Consider the following 23,433-nt stretch of genomic DNA (forward strand, 5'->3'; position numbering starts at 1 on the left):
GTGGTCGGGTCACCCTGCCAGTGGCCGGACTCATGGGAGGCGAGGGAGACTTCCCTGCGATAGAATTCTCTCGATGCCGTGCGTGCCCCGACCATCGCAGGAGGATCCATGTCAGACGCCGTCCAGGACTTCGAGATGGAAGTTCCCGAGCCACGCCTCGAGTTCGGTGACCCCATGCCCCGCGCCTCCGAGGTCTCGCCAGACTCCGAGGCTGTTCCCAAGAGTGACCCAGCCGCATCGCTCACCCCCCAGGAACGGGAGAAGCTGTCCTCCTTCGTGGAGAAGATCGACGTCACCGACACCGCAGGCGTCCTCTCCTATGGCGTAGGATCCCAGCGCAAGGTCTCGGAGTTCTCCGAGCGGGCCCTCACGGGGGTGCGCGGGAGCAACCTGGGCGAGATCGGCGACGACATAAGCTCCCTGGTGGTCACGCTCAAGAACTTCGACCCCAAGCAGGACGAGGGTGGCCTGTTCGGCATCTTCCGCAAGGCACGGAATGGCCTGGAGGGCCTCAAGGCCCGCTACAGCGAGGTGGAAAGGAACGTGCGCTCCATATCGGAGGCACTCGAGGGCCACCAGCGGACGCTGCTCAAGGACATCTCCATGCTCGACCAGCTCTACTCCCTCAACGAGGCGTACTTCAAGGAGCTGACGATGTACGTGGTCGCCGGCAAGGAGAAGCTCGCGCAGGTACGCGAGGGCGACCTTGCGGCCCTGCAGGCGAGGGCGGCGGGGACGGGCCTCGCAGAGGACGCGCAGGCGGCCCGTGACCTCACACAGCAGTGCGACCGCTTCGAGAAGCGTATCTTTGACCTGGAGCTCACGCGCCAGGTGGCACTGCAGACGGCACCCCAGATCCGCATGGTCCAGAGCTCCGACGCGGTGATGGCCGAGAAGATCCAGTCCACCGTGGTCAACACCATCCCGCTCTGGAAGAACCAGATGGTCATCGCCCTGGGCATCGAGCATGCGACGCAGGCCGCCCGCGCGCAGCGCGAAGTGGCGGACATGACCAACGAACTCCTCAAGAAGAACGCCGATCAGCTCAGGGTGGCGACGGTGGACGCCGCCAAGGAGGCCGAGCGCGGCGTGGTGGACATCGAGACGCTGCGGCACACCAACGAGCAGCTCATCTCCACGCTCGACGAGGTGGCCCGCGTACAGGCCGAGGGCCGCGAGCGCCGCCGCCAGGCAGAGGCCGAGCTCTCCAAGATAGAGGGCGAGCTGAAGGCCAAGCTCATCGAGGCCTCGAACTACTGAGCATCCCCGCAGGTCCGGTGCGACGTCCTCGGCGCGCGGCTCTACGCACGCGGGACATCATCCCTGCCGTCCGCAAGGCCGTCCTGCTCGAGCATCGTGCGCATGACCTTCATGTCCCCCCTGAGGTCCCACGACTGCTCCCGCAAAAGCTCGTCCGAGAGTCTTGCGAGCGAGGAATCGACTAGGGCGATGGTCCTCTTCAGCTCCTCCTTCGTCGAGCTTGCCTCGGGGCTCTCGGAGCAGCCCTCGAGCTCCACGTACGAGCTCGCAAGCTTGGCGGTGGTAGGCAGGTAGTAGGTGACCGCACGACGGAGCTGGGATGCCGCCTCGGGGTGTGCCGCCACGTAATCAGAGAGGCCTGCGACCTTGGATGCGATGCCCTCGAGTGACAGGAAGACCTTCCCGTCGCTGACCCTCGGCCCAAGCGCGTGGATGCGTGTCACGAACGACGAGCAGGCCTCCACCACCTCGCACGCGTCTTCGGTGAGCTCCTGCCGCCGTGACTCGGCCTGCGCCCGTGCCGCCGTCACGGCGTCGCGAGCGGTGCAGTCGTCCTCCCAGGATGAGGTGGTGAGGTAGAGCGTCTGCGTCCCCAGCGGCGCGTCCAGGCGCCCCTCGGGGATAAGCCCCCTTTTGATCGCCTCACCGACGAGTAGCCCGAGCTGGCCGACGGGGACCTCGACGCGACCCGCAAGCTCGACGAGCGGGACGCTCTGCCTCTCCCCGACCGCCTTGGCCACCTGCGCGAGCGCCTTGGCCAGTCTCCGCCTTCGACTCCCTTGGAGTATCCCCCACAGACCGAGGGCGGCGAAGACGATGGCGATGGCGAGGACAACTACGGATGCAGAGGTCCCGAGCAGGGCAAACACACCGGAGACGGGCAGAAGCGAGAAGGCGATGGCCAGAAGGACCACGCCTCCGACGGTCCTGACAACGGCACGCCTGGTGGCGTTCCGCTCGCAGATGACATAGGGAGAGGGGTCGCCACCGACGAGGCCCAGCTGACGGGCGGCGCCCTGGGCCACACGCCCCATCGAGTCGACAAGGTCCTCCAGGCCCATCTTCGAGACGGACTCCCCCACCTGGCGCTCGACGCCGCCGCCCGGGATCTCCTGGTCCTTCTCGTCCATCGTCACCACACCTCGGGTGTCAGCCACCTGTCGCGGCGGCGATGCGCCTACGACCTGAAGTTGCCGTCAGAGTTCGAGTCCTTGAGCATGACGTCATGCGCGCCGCCCTCGACGAGGGAGGTCGCGGACACGAGGGTGATCCTGGCCTTCTCGCGCAGCTGCACAAGGTCGAGGGCACCGCAGTTGCACATAGTGGAGCGGACCTTGGTGAGCGAGCTCTCGACGTTGTCCTTGAGCGGCCCGGCATAGGGGACGTAGGAGTCGACGCCCTCGACGAAGGAGAGGCCCTTCTTGTCTCCGCCCAAGTCATAGCGGGCCCAGTTGCGGGCGCGCGCGGAGCCCTCGCCCCAGTACTCCTTGACGTAGGAACCGTTGACGTTGAGCCTGCGGGTGGGCGACTCGTCGAAGCGCGCGAAGTAGCGGCCGAGCATCAGGAAGTCGGCACCCATGGCGAGGGCGAGCGTCATGTGATAGTCGTAGACGATGCCGCCATCGGAGCAGACCGGAACGTAGACGCCCGTCTCCTCGAAGTATTCGTCACGTGCCCGGCAGACGTCGATGAGTGCCGACGCCTGGCCACGGCCGATGCCCTTCTGCTCGCGGGTGATGCAGATGGAACCTCCACCGATGCCGACCTTGACAAAGTCGGCACCACAGTCGGCGAGATAGCGGAAGCCCTCTGCATCGACGACGTTACCGGCGCCCACCTTGACGGAGTCACCGTAGTTCGCGCGGACCCAGTCGAGGGTCAGCTTCTGCCACTCGGAGAATCCCTCGGAGGAGTCGATGCACAGGACGTCGGCACCGGCCTCGACGAGCAAGGGCACGCGCTCGGCATAATCACGGGTGTTGATGCCGGCACCGACGATGTAGCGCTTGTGCTCGTCGAGGAGCTCGTCAGGACGGGACTTGTGGGAGTCGTAGTCCTTGCGGAAGACCAGCGAGACGAGGTTCCCCTGAGCGTCCACGATGGGCAGGGTGTTGATCTTGTGGTCCCAGATGATGTCGTTGCAGGCCTTGAGCGAGGTGCTCGGATCGGCCGTGACGCAGTCCTTGGCGCCCGTCATGAACTCGAAGACCCTCTTGCCACGGTCGTCACGCGAGACGCGGTAGTCGCGCGAGGTGACGATGCCACGGAAGGGACCGGTCGGGCTGCCGTCGGCCGTGACGGGCATGGTGGTGTGGCCGGTGCGGTCGCGCATCTCGAGGACGTCCGCCAACGTCATGTCAGGCGTCAGCGTGGAGTCGGACACGACGAAGCCCGCCTTGTAGGTCTTGACCTCGCGGACCATGGCCGCCTCGGACTCGGGGGTCTGGGAGCCGTAGATGAAGGAGATGCCGCCCTGTTGCGCAAGGGCGATGGCCAGACGCGGTCCGGAGACGGCCTGCATGATGGCGGACACCATGGGGACGTTCATCCTGATGGGCGGCTCCTCGCCGCGCCTGAACTTGACCAGGGGGGTCTCGAGGGAGACGTTTGCGGGGACGTTCTCGTGGGAGGAGTAGCCAGGGACCAGAAGGTACTCGGAGAAGGTGTGGGACTCCCCCTCGAAGAACGTTGCCATGGATGCGTCTCCCTCCGTCGTGCTCATGCGACTGTCGACAAGCGATGCCGAATATTGCACGGATTCTACCATTCGCGGACAGGGCACGGCCCAGCCGGGCGGCCCACCATCGAAGCACTACACGCCGGCTTGCGGCCAGGATCACGGAATCGAGGCGCTCGGGGACGTCAGCGGGCGCCCTCGCTCAAGACGTCATCGACATTGACGGCGATGTCATGCCTGGTGGGAACCCATTCGACACGCTTGAAGAGTGCCGCGACCGTGATGGGGATGTAACTCATCATGAACAGGGGGAACGTGAAGAGGTTCGTGATGATGCGCCACTTCTTCTTGGCGTGGATATGCTTGCGCTCGGAGACGGTGGTGATGATGGCAAGCAGGAGGAACACCACGTACATGGAGCCAAAGGTCATGACGAGCGAGCCCACGCACATGGCAAGCTCCCCCTGGGTGGCGATGAAGCCGTGGCTCAGGGTGCCGATGATGAGGTAGGTCGCGTTCACGAACGCGGAGAGCAGGGTCAGGATCATGCCTGGGGCAATGGTCATGAGCATGTCGTACGAAGCGAACTGCCCCTTGCCGATGCCCGTGAGCAGGTTCTTGTTGTAGGAGAAGAACACTTGGTAGAAGCCTTTGGTCCACCGCATGCGCTGGGTCCAGGAGGCCTTGAAGGTCAGCGGCTGCTCGTCGAAGAACTCGGCGGGCGCATAGCCGATCTGGATGCCATGGGCGCAGCAGAAGGTGGAGAACTGGATGTCCTCGGTGAGCGTGTGGAAGCGCCAGCCATGCATGCCACGGATGATCGAGGCCGAGACCATCCAGCCGGACCCCGAGATGGCGCAGCTGGTTCCCAACATCATGCGTGCGTTGTTCAGGAACTTCGCCTCGCGCAGGAACCAGAGGGCGTAGGCCGAGCTGATCCAGCTGGAATCGAAGTTCTTGGAGTTGCGGTAGCTGGTGCAGACCAGGTAGCCGCAGTCGAAGGCACGGTTCATGACCTCCACGTAGTTGGGGGCGATCAGGTTGTCGGCATCCATGACGAAGAAGGCCTCGTACTTGTCGCCATACTCGTCGAGGATGCGGTTGAAGGCGTAGTCCAGGACCCAGCTCTTGCCCTTGCGCACCAGGTCGTTGCGCTCCCAGGTGATGGCGCCGGCCTCGAGGGCCTCCGCTGCGGTGGCATCCGTGCAGGCATCCGCCACGACGAAGCAGTCGATGACGCCGTCGTACCTCTGACTGAGGATGGAGCGCACGAGGTTGCCGATGACGGGCTCCTCGTTGTGGGCGGCGATCACGAAGGCGTAGGAGTGGTTCCTCTTCGCCTTGGGCAGGGCGACGTCGCCGCGCCTCCAGACACGGATGATGTAGACCAGCTGGTAGAAGTAGGCCAAGGTGAAGAAGACCATCAGGACCATGTTGAAGATGACGATGGGCGTGAGCCCGATCTTCAGGAAGTTCACGTGAACCTGCCTCTCGGTCGCGAGCCGGCATCAGGAGAGGTCGCCGACCCCCAGCTGGGGGCAGATCCTCTCCCCCGCCTCGGTACGGCCCATCGAGCTGCCCTTGAGCGACTCCAGTATACCGAGAAGATCGTCTGGCAGGGCGTCGGCGCGCTCGATGGTCGCGCCCGTCACGGGATGGTCGAAGCGGATGTGCCACGAGTGGAGGAACTGCCTCCTGAGGCCACGGTTCTGCCGATCGCCACCGCGACCGTAGAGCTGGTCTCCCACGACCTGGTGGCCGATGTGGCGCATGTGGACGCGGATCTGGTGCGTGCGGCCGGTGTAGAGGTGGCACTCGAGAAGGGAGTAGCCCTCGTCTGAGCGCGAGGCCTCGAAGCGCTCGAGCGTGGCGAAGGTCGTGATGGCCTCGCGGGCCATGGGGTCGTCGGAGACGGCCATGCGCAGGCGGTCGCGGGTGGAGCGGGCTATGCCGGTGGTGACGGTCCCCGCGTCGGGGGCGACGTAACCCTGCACGAGCACCACATAGCGGCGGTCGAGCGCGCGCAGGCGGATGAGGTCCTGGAGCGCGCGCTGCACCTCGTCGCTCTTGGCGGCGACCATGAGGCCCGAGGTGTCCATGTCGAGCCGGTGCACGATGCCGGGACGGTCGTCGCCCTGGAGCATGCCCAGGTGCCCATAGCCGCAATGCGCGACGAGCGCATTGGCAAGCGTGTCATCGACATGCCCCGGCGACGGGTGGCAGACGAGGCCCGCCTGCTTCGAGAGGACGAGGAGGTGCTCGTCCTCGAAGCGCACGTCAAGCTCGATGTCGGGGTTGGGACTGAGCGCACCGGGACCGCCCTGCGCCACCGGTACGCAAGCCTGTATGCGATCGCCCAGGCAGACGCACTCGCTCTTGGAGGTCGCAGGCGTCGAGTTGATCGTGACGGCGCCCTCCCCTATCAGGCGCGCGCAGGCGCTGCGGGAGGGGCAGCCGTCGACCGTGGCGAGGAAGGCGTCGAGGCGCATGCCGTCGGCGTCGGGGCCGACGAGGGCGCTGACGAGGGTCTCGGACATGGGTCAGGACCTGCCGTCGCAGGCCTCGTGGGCGAGGGCCTCCTCACGCGTCCGACGCGCGTCCCAGAGGCAGTAGCCGACGAGCGCGAGGGCGATGCCACAGGTCACGAAGACGTCGGCGACGTTGAAGACCGGGAAGCTCACGAAGGTCGTCGCGAAAAAGTCGGTCACCGAGCCGAAGAGCACGCGATCGACCGCGTTGCCGACGCCACCGCCCGCGACGCATCCGACGGCGGCCGCGAGCGGGAGCGGGAGCTCCTCTCGCCAGACGAGCAGCACGCACGCGACGAGCACGGCAAGGGCGACGAGGACGAAGAGCACGCCCGCACCCTCGCCCATGGAGAAGGCGGCGCCGGTGTTCTCGACGTGCTCGAGCCGCAACACGCCCGGAAGGAGGGGGGCCACCTCCCCCACCGCGAGCCTGGCCCTGACGGCGGCCTTCACCGCCTGGTCGAGGGTGACCACGACCAGGACGGCAAACCAGAACGCGAAGGTGCGCCCGCCGCGGCGCGAGAGGGGACGGCTGATGTCCAAGTGGACCTCCTATTCGCAGTCGCAGTGCTCGACGGCACCGTGGCAGCGCCCACAGAGGCCGTCTTCGCCCAGCTCTCGCCAGTTCCAGCAACGAGGGCACCTCTCGCCGTCCGCAGGCGCGACGACGCAGGAGAGCTCGTCGGAGGGGCGAAGCTCGACCTCGGAGCAGACGAAGACCTCCGCAAGGTCGCAGGCGCTCTGGGAGAGCAGCGCGAAGGGCTCGGCCGGGACGCTCAGGACGGCGCGGGCTGCTTGGGTGGACTGCTCGGTCACGACGCCGGCATCCTTTGCCTCCTCGAAGGCCTTGGTGAAGGCGCCGCGCACCTCCCCCAGCGCACGGTAGGTGGGCAGCAGCGGTCGCCAGGCACCTTCCTCCACGGGATTTCGGTACCAGTCGAGGAGTGCCGCGAAGTCCTGGCCGTCGCGCAGGGCCGCCGGCATGAACTCCATGGCCTCGTCGGTCGTGTAGACCAGGATGGGTTGCAGGTCGTGGACGAGCATCGAGAGGACCTGCGCCCATACGGTCTGGGCGCTCCTGCGGCCACGGGAGCCGCGCTCGTCGCAGTACATGCGGTCCTTCGTGGCGTTGAGGTAGCCGTTGGAGAGCTCGGTCACGTAGTCGTAGAGCGTACGGTAGACGGCATTGAAGCGGTAGCCCTCGTACGCCCTGCTCACGGCGTCGTGGACCTCGCACATGTGTGCGAGGGTCAGACGGTCGAAGGGCAAAAGCTCGTCGAAGGGCAGGGCATCGGCCTCGGGATCGAACTGGTCCTCGAGCTCGCCCAGAAGGAAGCGGAAGGTGTTGCGGATCTTGCGGTAGGCATCGCCCACGTGCGAGAGGATGGTCTCGTCGCAGGGGACGTCGGTGGAGGTGTCGACGGAGGAGACCCAGAGGCGCAGGACGTCGGCACCGTTCGTGGCACAGACCTCGTTGGGGTCGATGACGTTGCCGAGCGACTTGCTCATCTTGCGCCCCTGCCCGTCGAGGGTAAAGCCCTGGGACACGACGGACTTGTATGGGGCCACGCCATAGGCGCCCACGGAGGTCATGAGCGAGCTCATGAACCATCCGCGGTGCTGGTCAGATCCCTCCAGGTACATGTCAGCGGGGAACTGCAGGTTACTGCGGTGCTTGCAGACGGCCGTGTGGCTCACGCCGGAGTCCCACCAGACGTCCAGGATGTCCCTGTTCGCCTTGAGGTGGCGCCCCCCGCATTTGGGGCAGACGCAGGCGTCGCCCAGGTAGCTGGCGGGATCGTCCGTGAACCAGGCGTCGGATCCCTTCTCGCGGAACAGCTCGATGACCTTGTCGAGGGTGTCGTCGTTCATGACGGTCTCGCCGCAGTCCTCGCAGCTGTACGCGGGAATGGGGACGCCCCAGTTGCGCTGGCGGCTGATGCACCAGTCGGGACGGCCCTCGACCATGGACCTGATGCGCTTGATGGCGTGCGCGGGATAGAAGTCGACCCTCTCGAGCTCGTCGAGCGCCTGCTGGCGGAGACCCGTCTGGTCCATGGAGACGAACCACTGGCTGGTGGCGCGGAATATGACGGGGTTCTTGCAGCGCCAGCAGTGCGGGTAGCTGTGGCTGATGTCCTCGTGCATGATCAGGGTGCCGCGCTCGCGCAGCCACCCGATGATCTTGGGGTTGGCCTCGTTTACCTCCATGCCGGACCAGGGGCCGCCGCTACCCATGCCGTCGCCCTTGTAGAAGCGGCCGTCGTCGTCGACGGGCATCACGATGGGGATGTCGAAGCGCACGCCGGCGTTGTAGTCGTCCACGCCATGGCCAGGTGCGGAGTGCACGATGCCGGTACCGTCATCGAGGGTGACGTAGTCGGCGTAGATGAACTCGCCCTCGACCCCCTGGTCGCCGAAGATGGGCTGCCTGTACCTGTTGTGGCAGAGCTCGGCGCCGTTCATGCGCCAGGCGGTGCCGTCGCCGGCCTTCGCGAGTTCCCAGGACTCGTAGCCGAACCTGGCGCAGTCCTTCTCGACAAGGGCCTCGGCCATGAGCTCCGCGCGACCGTCCACCAGTACGGCCACGTAGTCGGCTTCGGGATGGAGGATCACTGCGTCGTCTGCGGGAAGCGTCCAGGGCGTGGTTGTCCAGATGTCCACCCAGAGGTTGCCCTCGTAGGCCTCGAGGCCGGCAGGGACGGTGGTCATCTCGAAGCGGACGAAGATGGCGGGCGACACCTCGTCGCCGTACTCGATCTCCGCCTCGGCCAGGGCCGTATGGCAGTGGCTGCACCAGTGCACCGGCTTGCGACCGCGGTAGATGGACCCCCTGTCGAAGATCGCCTTGAAGATCTCGACGTCGGTGGCATCGTAGTCGTTGACGTAGGTGAGGTAGGGGTCATCCCACTCGCCGAGCACGCCCAGGCGCTTGAAGCCCTGGCGTTGGGTGTCGACCTGCTCGACGGCCAGCTTGCGGCAGAGCTCGCGGATCTTCTCGGTGGGGAGCTGGTTGAACTTCGCCGTGCCGAGCATCTCCTCCACCTTGTGCTCGATGGGCTGGCCGTGGCAGTCCCAGCCGGGAACGTAGGGGGTCTGGTAGCCCCGCATGGACCAGTAGCGGTTGATGATGTCCTTGGAGATCTTGTTCTGTGCGTGACCCAGGTGGATGGGGCCGTTCGCGTAAGGGGGGCCGTCGTGGAGCACGAACTTGTCATGGCCCTCGTTCTTGGCGATCATCTGGGCATAGACGTCGTTCTCCTCCCAGCTCGCAAGCCTCTTGGGCTCGTTCTGGGCAAGGCTGGCGCGCATGGCGAACCTGGTGTGGGGCAGGTTCATGGTCCTCTTGAACTCGTTTGCCACCTTCCGTCCTTCCTTCTGGGGCACTCGAAACAAAAAGCGCCCGTCCCTTCTGCTGGGACGAAGCGCTCGTTTCACACTTCGCTTGTAACCACCCAGCGAGCGGATGTATCCGCCTTACTCGGCTGGCCTGTCACGGCGACCACTCCGACGGCGCCTACTCGCCCGAGGGTCCTGACGCCTGCGCGCACACCCACGGCTTTGGGGCCGCAGCTCTGGGGTGATCTTCCCTGGGACGTGGCTGCGGTTTCTCAGCTCCCCCGCTCTCTGTGGGCCACGCTGCCCCGGGTACTCGTCCCCTTCACAGCCTTTGGTTCGGACGAGATGATAGCACGGGCCCGGCAAGCGGACCAAACACGACGAAGGGCAGCGTGCCCTGACGCCCATACACGCCCCCGGCGCGGCCTCGGCGCGCCGCAGCCAACCTGGACCTCCTGCAGCCCTTCCGTAGTGCTGGCGTGCGATGACGCAAGGAGCAGGCGGCAAGACGGCCCGCACAGCCGAAAGGGGAAAAGCGACCAGGCGAAAAGGCGATCGAGCGGAAAAGTAACAAAAGTACCTGAGTGACTTTTGTTACTTTTATGCATTCACGCAGGTAGATATCTATAAATTGACGAAAGTGCCAAAAGTCCCTCAGGAGCTTTTGCTACTTGGACCCTGAACCTGAGGGCAAGAACGGACATGTCGCGACCGCGGTGGACGAGCTCCCACCCGGGCCCTGAACCTGAGGGCAAGAAAGTTGGACCGCTCGCAGGTCCGGTCGGGAGGTCCGTGTCCCAGGGGATGTCCGAAATGGCAAGATTGGCTTGTCCGCGCTCACTCGCCCGTACAACCTGCTCGCTCGCACAGCTTGTTCGCCCGCGCACGTCGCTCGCGTCGTCGCCCGCGCACGTCCACCATTCACTCGCCCACGCGAGGATTCCGCACGCGAAGGAGGCACCCCATGACGCAGCACCCGACGTCTCGGCACCCGATACCGCAGCACCCGACGTCGCAACGCACGGCGGCGCAGCACCCATCGGCACGTTCGTCAGTGCATGGGACCGGCGCCCTGCCCTGCGCGGAGGAGCGCTACCTGACGCTCCTCTCCCGAAACTTCCCCACCTCTCAGTCCGTCTTCACCGAGATCATCAACCTCGAGGCCATCCTCAACCTGCCCAAGGGCACCGAGCACTTCATGAGTGACGTCCATGGCGAGTACGAGGCCTTCGTCCACATCCTCAACAACTGCTCGGGCGTCATACGGGAGCGTGTGAGCGCCATGTTCCAAGGGGAGCTCTCCGCTGCCGAGCAGGCGGACCTCTGCACGCTCATCTACTATCCCCACGAGAAGTTGCGGCGAGCCCACGACAGCGGCCTCGCAAGCGAGGCATGGTATGCCGAGAACCTGATGAGGCTCGTCCGCATCGCCCGTCTGCTGTCGGGGCTCTACACGCGCTCGAAGGTCCGCAAGGCCATGCCCGTCGCCTACGCCTACATCATCGACGAGCTGCTCCATGCGTCGGGGGCGGGCGAGACGAGCCGCCACGAGTACCATGTGCAGATCCTCTACTCCATCATCGGGACGGGGTCGGCCGACGACTTCATCTGCTCGCTGGCGTCCCTGATCAAGCGACTCGCCGTCGACCGCCTGCACATCGTGGGTGACGTCTTCGACCGCGGCCCGCACGCGGACCGCATCATCGACAGGCTCATGGGCTACCACTCGCTCGACATCCAGTGGGGCAACCACGACATCTGCTGGATGGGGGCTGCGGCGGGAAGCGAGGCGTGCATCGCGTCGGTCGTACGCACCAACGTGCGCTACGGCACGCTCGACATGCTCGAGAGCGCCTACGGCATCTCCCTGCGCGAGCTGGCGCTCTTCGCGGGGCGTAGCTACCGTGCGGATGACGAGATCTCGGCCATGGAGAAGGCGATCGACGTCATGCTCTTCAAGCTCGAGGGTCAGCTCATCGTCCGGCACCCCGAGTTCCAGATGGAGGACCGCCTGCTCTTGGACAAGATCGACCTGCAGGACGCGTCCGTCACGATCGACGGAAGGCGCTGCGAACTCAAGACCTGCGACTTTCCCACCGTCGACCCCGAGCGGCCCTACGAGCTCACGGACGGGGAGCGCCGGGTGCTTGACGGCCTCGTCACCGCGTTCCACGAGTCCGACCGCCTCAGGCGACACGTCTCGTTCCTGTACGAGAAGGGCACGCTCTACCTGGTGTGGAACAACGTCCTCCTCTTCCACGGCTGCCTGCCGCTGGATGCCGACGGGTCCTTCTCCGCCATCGAGGCGGCAGGTGGCTCCATCTCGGGTCGCGCGTACATGGACTTCTGCGACCGTATCGCGCGCCGCGCATGGCACGAGGGCGACCAGGAGGCCCTCGACTGGATGTGGTACCTCTGGTGCGGTCGCCACTCGCCCCTGTCGGGACGCGTGGTGAAGACCTTCGAACGCAGCTTCGTCGAGGACGAGTCCACCTGGGTGGAGCCAGAGGATCCCTATTACCGCCTCACGCGCTCCCCCGCCGTCTGCGAAGACGTCCTCGAGGAGTTCGGCCTGGACGCCTCGGGTGCCCACATCGTGAACGGGCACGTTCCCGTGAAGGCCAAGGCAGGAGAGAGCCCCCTGCGGGCCGACGGGCGGCTCATGGTCATCGACGGGGGCTTCTGCCAGGCGTACCACAAGAAGACCGGCATAGCGGGCTATACGCTCACGGCAGCGAGCGACGGCATGCGCATCAAGGCGCACCGACCGTTCCAGAGCGTCGAGGCGGCTCTCGACGACAACGTCGACATCGAGAGCAGCACGACCGTGATAGAGCGCGAGGAGGTCCCGCTCAAGATCCGCGACACCGACACGGGCCGCGAGATCCGTGCGCAGATCGCCGACCTGCGCCGCCTGCTGCATGCCTATCGTACGGGCGCCATCGCCGAGTGCGAGCGCTAGGCGGTTGGCACGAGGCGCGCCCCACGGTTTCGTCGATGGGGCCGGCGGACGTCCTTCTTGCGTCACATCCTTCTTGTGACGGAAGCGTGAACTGCGGAAGGCCGGCACAACCGTTTGGGTATCTAAAGACGCAGCCAGGCAACGGGGGCTGTCCCGCGACCCACAGACACGACGAAGGAGCGTCACCCCAAGATGGAGATGAACGACAAGAGGAAGCGCCAGTCGCTGATCCTGTACCTGATCATCGCGATCGCCGTCGCGGTCACGCTGCGCACGCTGCTCTACCCCAGCATCGCCACCATGCAGGTCCAGAAGAAGAGCTACAGCGAGTTCCTGGAGATGGTGGATGACGACCAGGTCAGGCAGGTGCAGCTCACCACGGGTGACAACACCATCCGCTTCACAACCGGCGAGGGCGACGGCGAGCAGGTCTTCGAGACCACGCAGTTCCCCAACGACGACAAGCTGGTGGAGCGTCTCGAGAAGCACGACGTGGACTTCTCGGCGCAGATCCCCGACACCAGCGCCAGCATGTGGCTGTACGTCCTCATAAACCTCGCCCCGCTCATCATCATCTTTGGCGGCGGCTGGCTGCTCAACCGACGCCTCAAGAGGCAGATGGGCGACGACAACCCCTCCATGAACCTCGGTGGCGGCTTCGGCCTGGGCCAGGGCGGCCTGGGTCGTTCCAACGCCAAGGAGGTCAAGGGCGAGGAGGTCGACACGACCTTCAAGGACGTCGCTGGCCAGGACGAGGCCAAGGAGTCCCTGCAGGAGATCGTCTCGTTCCTCAAGAACCCCGACAAGTACACCGAGATCGGCGCCCGCTGCCCACGCGGAGCGCTGCTCGTGGGTCCTCCGGGCACGGGCAAGACGCTGCTCGCAAAGGCGGTCGCCGGCGAGGCGGGCGTCACCTTCTTCCAGATCTCCGGTTCGGAGTTCGTCGAGATGTTCGTCGGTCGCGGCGCGGCCAAGGTGCGCGACCTCTTCAAGGAGGCGAACAAGAAGGCCCCCTGCATCATCTTCATCGACGAGATCGACGCCGTGGGCAAGAAGCGTGACATGTCGCTCAACTCGAATGACGAGCGCGAGCAGACCCTGAACCAGCTCCTCTCCGAGATGGACGGCTTCGACAACCACAAGGGCATCGTCGTGCTCGCGGCCACCAACCGTCCCGAGTCCCTCGACCAGGCGCTGCTGCGCCCCGGCCGCTTCGACCGCCGCATCCCCGTGGAGCTTCCCGACCTCACCGGCCGCGAGGCCATCCTGAAGCTGCATGCAGGCGACGTGAGGATGGAGCCGGGCATCAACTTCGGCTCCGTCGCCCGCCAGACGCCGGGGGCATCCGGCGCGGACCTCGCCAACATGATCAACGAAGCCGCCCTGCGTGCCGTACGCATGGGCCGCAAGCGCGTATCGCAGACCGACATAGAGGAATCGGTGGACGTCGTCATAGCCGGCGAGAAGAAGAAGTCGACCGTCCTCTCCGAGCACGAGAAGGACGTGGTCGCCTATCACGAGACGGGCCATGCCATCGTCGCGGCCGTCCAGGACGGCAAGGCGCCCGTCTCCAAGATCACCATCGTCCCACGCACCTCGGGCGCCCTCGGCTTCACCATGCAGGCCGAGGAGGACGAGCACTACCTCACCACGCGCGAGGAGTACAAGCAGCGTATCGCCGTCCTGTGCGGCGGGCGCGCTGCCGAGGAGCTCATCTTCGGGCACATGACCTCAGGCGCGGCCAACGACATCGAGAAGGCGACCAAGATCGCCCGCGCGATGGTCACGCAGCTGGGCATGTCCGAGAAGTTCGGCATGATGGCCCTGGGCGAGCAGCGCAGCCGCTACCTGGGAGGCGGAACGGAACTCACCTGCTCTGAGGGCACCGCGCGCGACGTGGACGAGGAGGTCAAGCGCCTCGTGGAGGAGGGTCACCAGACCGCGCTCAAGACGCTGAACGAGAACCGCTTCAAGCTCCACGAGATTGCCCACTACCTCCAGAAGAAGGAGACCATCACCGGCGAGGAGTTCATGAACATCCTCAACCGAGACGACGGCTTCGCCCCCAAGTACAATAGCGCCCCCGAGGGCTAGGGTCCCCCGAACGCTACCTCCTCCGCGCGCAAAGCTCCCAGAACGCGACCGCAGAGGACGCGGCGACGTTGAGCGAGTCGACCCCACGTGACATGGGGATGATGGCCGACCGGTCGACCGCCGAGAGCACGTCGTCCGAGAGGCCCGTCCCCTCGCTGCCGAAAAAGAGCGCCACGCGCCCGCTATCCGCGAGCGCAGGATCGTCCAGGCGGACGGCGCACTCGTCGAGCGCCAGGGCCACGGAGGTGAAGCCGTCGGCGCGCAGGGCGTCGAAGGTTGCCTGTGGCCAGGGGCGAGGCGCCGGAGCCCAGGGGAGTTGGAAGACCGTCCCCATGGAGGTGCGGATGGCTCGGCGGTTGAAGGGGTCTGCGCAGGTTGGTGCCAGAAGCAGAGCATCGACCCCAAGCGCGGCGGCGGAGCGGAAGAGCGCGCCCACGTTGCTCACGTCGGTGAGGCCCTCCAGGACGGCAACGCGGGAGGCCCCCTCGAGGACCTCTTGCGCCTCCCGCGGGTGTGGGCGTCTGGCTGCGGCAAGGTAGCCGCGGACGACGTTGAACCCGACGACTTCGCTCATCACCGCACGGGACGCGACAAAGACCTCGATGTCCCTCTCGGAAAGGGAGGGGAGCTCCGCGAGGAGGCGCTCGAGGTGGCGTCTTTCGACGAAGACGGAGACGAGCTCGACACCCTCCCGAACGGCGAGGGTGATCACGTTGAGGGACTCGAGGATGACGAGCGCGGAGTTGGGGTCGAGCACGCTTCTGAGCTGACGGTCCGTCAGACGGACGTAGGCGTCGATGCGGGGGTCGCCTATGTCACCTATTTCTGAGACGTTTGTAATTGTCATTGAAATACCTGCTATTGCCGAGGATTCCTCGTCTAGGGATAGAATGGTCCGAGAAAGAATTTTACGGGTGCGGCGCCCTGCCGTCGAGCGAACAGTTTGAGAGAAGACACGTGGCTAGCCGAGACATGAAGAATGACCAGGACGGGCACCAAGGCACACGGCAGTTCGAGACCCTGAGGCCCGGCAACGGCCTCAGGGGGCAAACGATGCGGGCCGCACGGGGCACGCGCCGCGCGCCTGCACCTACGGCGACGCGCGCGCCAGAGGCGGGGAATGCCGCAGGCGGATGCCATGGCCCTCACGGGGCGCACCCGGCCCATGGCGCACACGGGGCATCGGAGCGCCCCTCGTCCGGGGCGCGCCCCAAGGCGGGGCGGGGAACCAGGCGCGCCCTCAGGGCCGCGGGCGTCGCCGCCGCCGTCCTGGGTGCGCTCTACCTGGGCGGCGTCGCGGTTTTTGCGAACGTCTTTGCCCCGGGGACCAGCGTCAACGGCCAGAGCGTCGCACTCAAGAGCACACAGGCCCTCTCCTCCGAGGTGGACAGCTCCGTCAGCGACTATAGCATGCAGGTCACGGGGGATGGCCTGAGCCTGTCGGTCAAGGCATCCGACATCGACCTCACCGTCGACGCCGACTCCTATGCCGCAAGCGCGCGGGCCCAGTCCAACGCCTGGGCCTGGCCCCTTACCGCCCTCATGGGAGAGGACGTGAGGGTCGAGGGGGGCATCGGCTACGACGAGGGGAAGCTTGGCACCCTCGTCGATGACGCCGTGACCCAGGCCAATGCCAGTGCGACCCAGCCAACCGACGCACGGCTGGACTACGACCCCAGCGCCAAGTCCTTCTCCGTCACACCCGAGACCTATGGCACCGCCCTCGACGCCGAGGCCACCAAGCGGGCCATCGTCGCGGCGCTCTCCACGGGCCAGCCCTCCCTCGAACTGGGCAAGGAGGAGATCCTGAAGCCAGCCGTGACCAAGGACTCAGCGCAGCTGGCCGCAGCGGCCAGGCAGGCCAACGCCTACCTCACGGCGGCGCAGACGCTCACGGCCAACGGCTCGGTCGCGGCGACCGTCTCCGCCGACCAGATCGCGCAATGGGTCAGCGTAGGCGACGACCTCTCCGTCTCGCTCGACACCGCAGCCATGACCGACTGGGCGCAGGGCGAGCTCTCCAAGCAGCTCGACACCGTGGGAACCACACGTAGCTACACACGACCCGACGGCAAGTCCTGCACCGTCTCGGGCGGCACCTACGGCTGGAACGTCGACGGCGCCGCACTGGCCCAGACCATCGCGGCCAACATCCAGGCCGGCACCGCAGCGACCGTCGAGGTCCCCTGGAAGGCCACTGCGGCCAGCTGGAATCCCGGCGGGGCCGAATGGGCGCGCTACATCGACGTCGACCTCACCGAGCAGCATGTCCGCTTCTACGACGCCAGCGGCTCCGTCATCTGGGAGTCCGACTGCGTGACGGGGGACGTCACCGAGGACCGTGGGACGCCGGAGGGCGTCTATTCCATCAACGGCAACATGGGCACGAACCAGACCCTCATCGGCCTGGACGAGAACCACGACGGGGAGCCCGATTACAAGTCGAAGGTCTCCTACTGGATGCCCTTCGTCGACAACATGGTCGCATTCCACGACGCGCCGTGGCGTGGCACGTTTGGCGGCACCATCTACCGGGGCAACGGCTCCCACGGCTGCATCAACCTGCCTTCGGCGAACGCACAGGCGCTCTACGGCCTCGTGCAGGTCGGCGACGTGGTGGTGGTCCACTCCTAGGGCGACGGCGGTCCCAAGGTCCCGGGACCGGGACCAGGACCCCGAATAGGGGCCGAGGCTCTCTGGCAGGGACTCGCTAGAACGGCATCTTTCCGCCGAAGCCGCCCAGGGCACCCATGCTGCCACCGGCGTTGCGCAGCATGCCCTTCATCTGGCGCATCTGCCTCTTGGAGCCGCTGCCGGCGAGCTGGCGCATCTTGCCCATCATCTTGTTCATCTCGCCCCACTGCCTCAGGAGCTGGTTGACCTCCTGGACGCTGCGTCCCGAGCCGCGCGCGATGCGCTTGCGGCGCTGGCCGTTGATGGTCTTGGGCCTCTGGCGCTCCTCTCGCGTCATGGAGCGGATCATGGCCTCGATACGTACGATTTGGTCGTCGGAGACGCTGCCGCCCGCCTGCTGGATGGCGCGGTCCCCGCCGGGCAGCGAGGAGAGGATCTTCTGGAGGCCGCCCATCTTGCGGATCTGCTGCATCTGGGAGAGCATGTCGTCCATCGTGAAGCCCTCGCGCAGCATGCGCTCGGCATCCTCGACGTCCTTCTCGTCGGCGACGCGCTGGGCCTGTTCGATGATGCCGTAGACATCGCCCATGCCCAGTATGCGCTTGGCCATGCGGTCGGGATGGAAGACCTCGAGGGAGTCGGGCTTCTCGCCCAGGGAGACGTACTTGATGGGCTTGCCGGTCACCTCGCGGACCGAGAGCGCGCCACCGCCGCGGGCGTCGCCGTCGAGCTTGGACATGATGACGCCATCGAAGTCGACGCGGCTCGCGAACTCCCGGACGACGTTGACGATGTCCTGGCCGGTCATGGCATCGACGACCATGAGGATCTGGTCGGGCTTGACGGCGGACTTGATGTCCACCGCCTCCTGCATCATCTCCTCGTCGATCTGCAGGCGACCGGCCGTGTCGACGATCACGATGTCGTTGAGGTGGTCGACGGCGGCCCGGATGGCCTCCGTGGCCACCCTGACGGCGTCCTTGCCGTCGCCACGGTACACGCCGACGCCGATCTCTGAGCCCAGGGTCTCGAGCTGGTCGGCGGCGGCGGGCCTGTGGGTGTCGCAGGCGGCCAGAAGGGGGCTGTGTCCCTCCCTCCTGAGGAGGTAGGCGAGCTTGGCCGAGGCGGTCGTCTTGCCGGAGCCCTGCAGGCCGACCATCATGATCACGTTGGGCGTACGGTTCTGGGCGAGCACGAGCTTGGACTCGGTGGAGCCGAGGAGGCGGGTGAGCTCGTCGAGCACGATGCGCACGACGTTCTGTGCCGGTGAGAGCGAGTCCAGGACCTCGGCGGTCATGCACTTCTCCTTGCACGACGCCACGAAGCCCTTCACGACGCGATAGTTGACGTCCGCCTCGAGGAGGGCCATGCGAATCTCGCGCATGGCCTTGTTGATGTCGTCCTCGGTGAGGCGGCCCTTGCCGCGCAGCGCGTCGAAGGTCGACTGGAGGCGGTCGGAAAGGCTGTTGAACATGGGCTAGATCCCTTCTCCGTCGCCCACGAGCGCGCGCGAGAACTCGAGCGCGTCGAAGGCCTGCAGGTCGTCGATGCCCTCCCCCACCCCTATGCGGTAGATGGGGAGGCTGAGGTTGTGGGAGATGGCGACGGCGATGCCGCCCTTGGCGGTCCCGTCGAGCTTGGTGACGACGATTCCGTCCAGGTCGAGGGCGTCGTTGAACTCCTTCGCCTGCGCCAGGCCGTTCTGCCCGGTCGTGGCGTCGATGACGAGGACGACCGAGACGGGCGTGGAGGAGCGGCGGCGGGTGACGCCCACGACCTTCGCGAGCTCGCGCATGAGCTCGGGCGAGCTGTGCAGGCGCCCGGCCGTGTCCACGAGCACGAGCTGGGTCCCCTCCCTCTCGGCACGCTCGATCACGTCGTAGCAGACGCTTGCCGGGTCGGCGCCGCGCTCGCGCGTCACGACCTCGGTGCCCGAGCGCTCGCCCCAGACCTGTAGCTGCTCGATGGCGGCCGCACGGAAGGTGTCGGCGCCGCCGATGAGGCAGCTCGTACCCTCACGCCGGGCGACACCGGCGAGCTTGCCCACGGTCGTGGTCTTGCCGGCCCCGTTGATGCCGACGAAGACGACGCAGGAGGGCAGGTCCTCGAACGGGTCGCGCTCGGGGACGCAGAACTCGCGAGCCAGGCGCTCGGCCAGCGCACGCCTCAGGCGCGGGGCCGTCGTGAGGTTCTCGCGCGCGGCCTGCTCGCGTAGGTCGTCGGTCACGCCCATGGCCACCTCGGCGCCCATGTCACCCATGACCAGGCGGTCCTCGAGGTCCTCCCAGAAGCCCTCGTCGACCTCGCCGCCCATGTAGAAGACCTCGCTCAGAGCCTCGCGCGAGCGGGTGAGTCCTGCCCTGAGTCGCTCCCTCAAGCCCATCACAGCTCGACCACCTTTCCGGTCGTCCGGTCGAGGCGCTGGCTCACCACGTGGCTTACGCCGTCGGCCTGCATCGAAACGCCATAGAGGACGTCGGCCTGCTCCATCGTGCGCCGCTGGTGGGAGATCACGATGAGCTGGGTCGTGTCCTTGAGCCGCTCGATGGCATCGAGCAGCTTCGAGAGGTTGGAGTCGTCGAGCGCCGCCTCGACCTCGTCGAACACGTAGAACGGCACCGTGCGCGTCTTGTAGACGGCGAAGAGCAGCGCGAGCGCCGTGAGCGACTTCTCGCCGCCGCTCATGAGCGTCATCTTCTGGATTCGCTTGCCCCTGGGCTGCGCCACGATCTCGACGCCGGTCTCGTCCAGATGATCGGGGTCGCAGAGCTCCAGGTGGGCCTTCCCTCCGGGGAACAGCAGGCCGAACATCTCCGAGAAGTTCGCGTTGACCTGGTCGAAGACCACCAGGAACTGCCGGCGCATCTTGCGCTCGATGGCGGCGGTGATCTTCTGAAGGGACTTGCGAGCCCTCTCGAGATCCTCCACCTGCTCGCCGATGTAGTCGGCACGTCGCCTGAGGGCCGTGTACTCGTCTATGGCGACCTCGTTGACCGGGCCGATCGTCGCGATCTGCTTGCGCAGGCGCTCCGCCTGGCGCTCCATCGCCTCGCGGTCCTCCGGCTCGGGCAGCTCGAGGGCGTCCTCGAGGAGGTAGCCGTCGGCCGTGATGGCAGCTATAGCATTCTCCACCTGCACCTCGAGGCGGCCCAGCTCGACCTTGACGTCGCTTGCGACACCCCTGGCGCGATCGAGCTCGCCGGAGGCGACGTCAACCGCCTCACGCGCATCGGCGATGGTCCGCTTGAGGGATTCGGAGTCCGCCTCGGCGAGCTTGCTGCGGTCCTTCAGACGTGCAGCCCAGCTGAGGGCATGGTCGCGAATGGCGGCGTAGCGCTCGTGGAGCGGATCTATGCGCAGGCGCATGACGTCGAGGGCGCGGGCGCTCTCCTCGACCTGGCGACGGCGCTTCTCGAGCGAGGCCACCTGACGGCCGAGCTCCTCCTCGCGGATGGCGAGGTGGTTCCTGCGCTCCGTGACGGTCGCGAGCTTGAGCTTGGCCTCGGAGAGCCTGGCGGACTCCTCGCTCTCCTCGTGAGAGACACGCGAGCGTTCCGCCTGGGCCTCCTCAAGCTCCTCGGCCAGTCTCCCGGCACGCTTCTGGGCCTCTTCGGCGGCCTTCCTGTGGAGCTCTATCTCCTCACGGGCGGCGGCGGCGCGCTGCGCGGCCGCGCTGCGGCCCTTGGTGACCTGCGCCTCCTCGGACGTTGCCTGCCGGAGCTGCGACTCGAGGCGCCCTATGTCCGAGTTGACGGAGGCGAGCTCGCCCTCCGCACGCGCAAGCTCGCCCTTGGTGCGGGCGCTCCCGTCACGGGCGGCCGAGAGCTCCTCCTCTGCCACTGCTATGGCCGATGATGCCTGCGCGAGCTCTTCCTCGAGGGCCGCCATGCCGTCGCGCAGCGCACGGATGCGCCGCTTGCGCTCGAGGGCCCCCTGCTCGGCTGCGGAAGACAGACCCATCGTGGTCCGTCCGTCGGGGAGCACGGCCACGCCGTCGGGAGTCACGTAGGTGTAGGGGCGGCTCTCCTCGTGGGCACGCAGGGCGCAGCGGACGTCGTCCACGATGCGCACGTCGCCAAGAAGGGCGCTCACGAGCCCCTCGGCGCCTTCCGTCACCACGAGCTCGTCGACGAGGCTGCGACCAGGCATGCCAGAGGCCTCCTTGCTCGCCCTCTCGGAGAGTGACACGACGGTCGCCCTGCCGACCACACGCTCCCGCGACGCACGCTCGGCGAGGGCGGCCACGGCGTCGGCGTCGGGAGTGACGAGGGCCGAGAGGTCATCGCCGAGGAGCGCCTCCACGACGCCCTCGAGTTCAGGCGGGGCCTCAAGCAGATCCGCCACGCGGCCGCTCACGTACCCCGAGCCCTCCTTCGCGAGCAGGGCGGTGAGGGCCGAGGAGTTCTCGGCCTCGAGATCGACGGCCTCGAGCGCTGAGAGCGTCGCCTGTGCGCTCGAGAGCCTGCTGCGGGCGTCGTCCTCGCGCGAACGCTCCCGCGAGAGGGCGCGCTTGCAGTCGGTGATGGCCGCCTGTGCGCCTGCGTCTGCCGCACGCATGGCCTCGAGCTCGCCTAGGACCGCCTCCTTGCGCGCACGACGCTCGAGGAGGGCCTCCTCGGCCGTCGCCGCCACGTCGGAGATCTGGGCGAGTCGGCTCTCGAACATCTGGTCCTCGACCTCCGCGTTGGAGATCTGGTCCTTGAGCTTGGCATAGGCGAGCGTCTCCTGGTCGGATGTCCTCTGGGCTCCGCGCTGGTCGGCCGTGAGCTGCGCCACCTTCGAGCCGAGGGCGCGCCTCCGCTCGCTCGCCTGGCGTGCGAGCGGACCCAGCTCGTCCACCCTTGCCTGGAGCTCCTCGCATGCCAGGCGTGCATCGCTGTGCCCTGCTGCCACCCGCTCGCGCTCTGCTGCCGCCTGCCTTCCCTGGCGATCCATGGACGAGAGGCTCATGCGCATCTCGGAGAGGCGCGAGACCATGTTCTTGCCCTTTTCCTCGAGGAGGCGCATGTCGGAGTCCATGCGTCCGAGGATGTCCTGCATGCGGCGGCGCTGCTCGCCGAGGTCGCCCACGAAGATGCCCTTCTGCTCGAGGAGGTACTGGTACTTCTCGAGCTCGGAGCTCTTCTCGTCCAGGCGGTACTGCGCCAGCTCAATGGCGGCATCGGCCTCCTTGCCGTGCTCGGTCAGCAGGCGCCAGCGCTGCTGGAGCTGGCGGAGGTCGTCCACGGCGAGGGTCGTCGTGAGCAGGGAGAGCTCGCTGGCGAGGTCGTGGTGGCGCTTGGCCTTGTCGACCTGGCGCTCGAGGGGCTTCAGCTGGCGTCCTATCTCGCGTTCGATGTCCTTGGCGCGGGTGAGGTTCTCCTGCATCGCCCTGAGCTTGCGCTGTGAGCGCTCCTTGCGTCGGCGATGCTTGGAGATGCCTGCCGCCTCCTCCACGAGCTCGCGCCTCTCCTCGGGACGGCTCGCCAGGATGGAGTCGAGCTTTCCCTGGCTGATGATGGAATGGGTGTCCTTGCCCAGCCCCGAGTCGTGCAGGATGTCCGTGATGTCCCTCAGGCGCGCGGGGGCCCCGTTGATGAGGTACTCGGACTCCCCCGAGCGATACATCCTGCGCGTCACGGCCAGCTCGGAGAAGTCTAGCGGGATGGTGTGGTCGGCGTTGTCCAGGACCAGCGTGACCTCGGCGAGGCCGACGGCCGGGCGGCCCGACGAGCCGGAGAATATGACGTCCTCCATGGCCTGGCCGCGCAGCATCTTGGCGCTCTGCTCGCCCAGGACCCAGAGGATGGCATCGGATATGTTGGACTTGCCGGAGCCGTTGGGACCCACCACGACCGTCAGGCCGGGATCGAAGGCCATCTGGGTCTTGTCGGCAAAGGACTTGAAGCCCCTGAGCGTGAGCGACTTGAGATACACGGCTGCCCGTACCCTTCTGGCGA

General features: G+C 66.6%; 14 protein-coding genes. 4 read left to right on the forward strand and 10 right to left on the reverse strand.

The window, feature by feature from the left end; genetic code table 11:
* Positions 1 to 108: 108 nt before the first annotated feature.
* Positions 109 to 1,260: a toxic anion resistance protein gene (locus OLSU_RS05190; RefSeq protein WP_013251897.1), complete on the forward strand. Its 1,152-nt coding sequence runs from the start codon at positions 109 to 111 to the stop codon at positions 1,258 to 1,260.
* Between the two features lie 41 nt (positions 1,261 to 1,301).
* Here the strand turns inward: OLSU_RS05190 and OLSU_RS05195 are convergent, their stop codons facing one another.
* The 6 genes from OLSU_RS05195 to ileS form a co-directional block, all read right to left on the reverse strand.
* Positions 1,302 to 2,390: a 5-bromo-4-chloroindolyl phosphate hydrolysis family protein gene (locus tag OLSU_RS05195; protein ID WP_013251898.1), complete on the reverse strand. Its 1,089-nt coding sequence runs from the start codon at positions 2,388 to 2,390 to the stop codon at positions 1,302 to 1,304.
* A 47-nt stretch (positions 2,391 to 2,437) separates the two neighbouring features.
* Entirely contained in the window at positions 2,438 to 3,955 is a 1,518-nt protein-coding gene (locus OLSU_RS05200; RefSeq protein ID WP_013251899.1) for an IMP dehydrogenase, read from the reverse strand.
* A gap of 167 nt (positions 3,956 to 4,122) precedes the next feature.
* Positions 4,123 to 5,370, reverse strand: a complete 1,248-nt coding sequence (locus OLSU_RS05205) for a glycosyltransferase family 2 protein (protein ID WP_049765215.1) — start codon at positions 5,368 to 5,370, stop codon at positions 4,123 to 4,125.
* Between the two features lie 75 nt (positions 5,371 to 5,445).
* Positions 5,446 to 6,474 carry an RluA family pseudouridine synthase gene (locus tag OLSU_RS05210; RefSeq protein ID WP_013251901.1) on the reverse strand — a complete coding sequence of 343 codons (1,029 nt, stop codon included), beginning with the start codon at positions 6,472 to 6,474 and terminating at the stop codon, positions 5,446 to 5,448.
* Positions 6,475 to 6,477: 3 nt separating this feature from the next.
* The gene (lspA, locus tag OLSU_RS05215; protein ID WP_013251902.1) at positions 6,478 to 7,008 is read right to left on the reverse strand and encodes a signal peptidase II; all 531 of its coding nucleotides are present in this window, start codon (positions 7,006 to 7,008) and stop codon (positions 6,478 to 6,480) included.
* A gap of 9 nt (positions 7,009 to 7,017) precedes the next feature.
* Positions 7,018 to 9,828, reverse strand: a complete 2,811-nt coding sequence (gene ileS / locus OLSU_RS05220; protein ID WP_013251903.1) for an isoleucine--tRNA ligase — start codon at positions 9,826 to 9,828, stop codon at positions 7,018 to 7,020.
* Between the two features lie 940 nt (positions 9,829 to 10,768).
* On the opposite strand from ileS, the gene OLSU_RS05225 reads away from it, so the two are divergent.
* Both OLSU_RS05225 and ftsH read left to right on the forward strand, forming a co-directional pair.
* Positions 10,769 to 12,766 (forward strand): fructose-bisphosphatase class III, encoded by a 1,998-nt coding sequence (locus OLSU_RS05225; protein ID WP_013251904.1) that lies wholly within the window; start codon positions 10,769 to 10,771, stop codon positions 12,764 to 12,766.
* A gap of 192 nt (positions 12,767 to 12,958) precedes the next feature.
* Complete coding sequence (gene ftsH, locus OLSU_RS05230; RefSeq protein WP_013251905.1) at positions 12,959 to 14,860, forward strand: ATP-dependent zinc metalloprotease FtsH; 1,902 nt, start codon at positions 12,959 to 12,961, stop codon at positions 14,858 to 14,860.
* Positions 14,861 to 14,873: 13 nt separating this feature from the next.
* Here the strand turns inward: ftsH and OLSU_RS05235 are convergent, their stop codons facing one another.
* Positions 14,874 to 15,707, reverse strand: coding sequence for a TrmH family RNA methyltransferase (locus tag OLSU_RS05235; RefSeq protein ID WP_013251906.1), 834 nt, complete (start codon positions 15,705 to 15,707; stop codon positions 14,874 to 14,876).
* 110 nt (positions 15,708 to 15,817) lie between these two features.
* Here OLSU_RS05235 and OLSU_RS05240 point away from each other — a divergent pair, with 110 nt between their 5' ends.
* Positions 15,818 to 17,494, forward strand: a complete 1,677-nt coding sequence (locus tag OLSU_RS05240; RefSeq protein ID WP_148219058.1) for a L,D-transpeptidase family protein — start codon at positions 15,818 to 15,820, stop codon at positions 17,492 to 17,494.
* A gap of 76 nt (positions 17,495 to 17,570) precedes the next feature.
* Here OLSU_RS05240 and ffh read toward each other — a convergent pair whose 3' ends face one another.
* Genes ffh through smc form a run of 3 tightly spaced genes read right to left on the reverse strand, consistent with a single transcriptional unit; the run spans position 17,571 to position 23,410 of the window.
* Entirely contained in the window at positions 17,571 to 18,968 is a 1,398-nt protein-coding gene (gene ffh, locus OLSU_RS05245; RefSeq protein ID WP_013251908.1) for a signal recognition particle protein, read from the reverse strand.
* Positions 18,969 to 18,971: 3 nt separating this feature from the next.
* Positions 18,972 to 19,877, reverse strand: a complete 906-nt coding sequence (gene ftsY / locus OLSU_RS05250) for a signal recognition particle-docking protein FtsY (protein ID WP_013251909.1) — start codon at positions 19,875 to 19,877, stop codon at positions 18,972 to 18,974.
* Positions 19,877 to 23,410 (reverse strand): chromosome segregation protein SMC, encoded by a 3,534-nt coding sequence (gene smc, locus OLSU_RS05255; RefSeq protein ID WP_013251910.1) that lies wholly within the window; start codon positions 23,408 to 23,410, stop codon positions 19,877 to 19,879. Before smc ends, ftsY begins: the two co-directional genes overlap by 1 nt.
* Positions 23,411 to 23,433 lie beyond the last annotated feature (23 nt).

Source organism: Olsenella uli DSM 7084 (genome assembly GCF_000143845.1).
Classification (GTDB): domain Bacteria; phylum Actinomycetota; class Coriobacteriia; order Coriobacteriales; family Atopobiaceae; genus Olsenella; species Olsenella uli.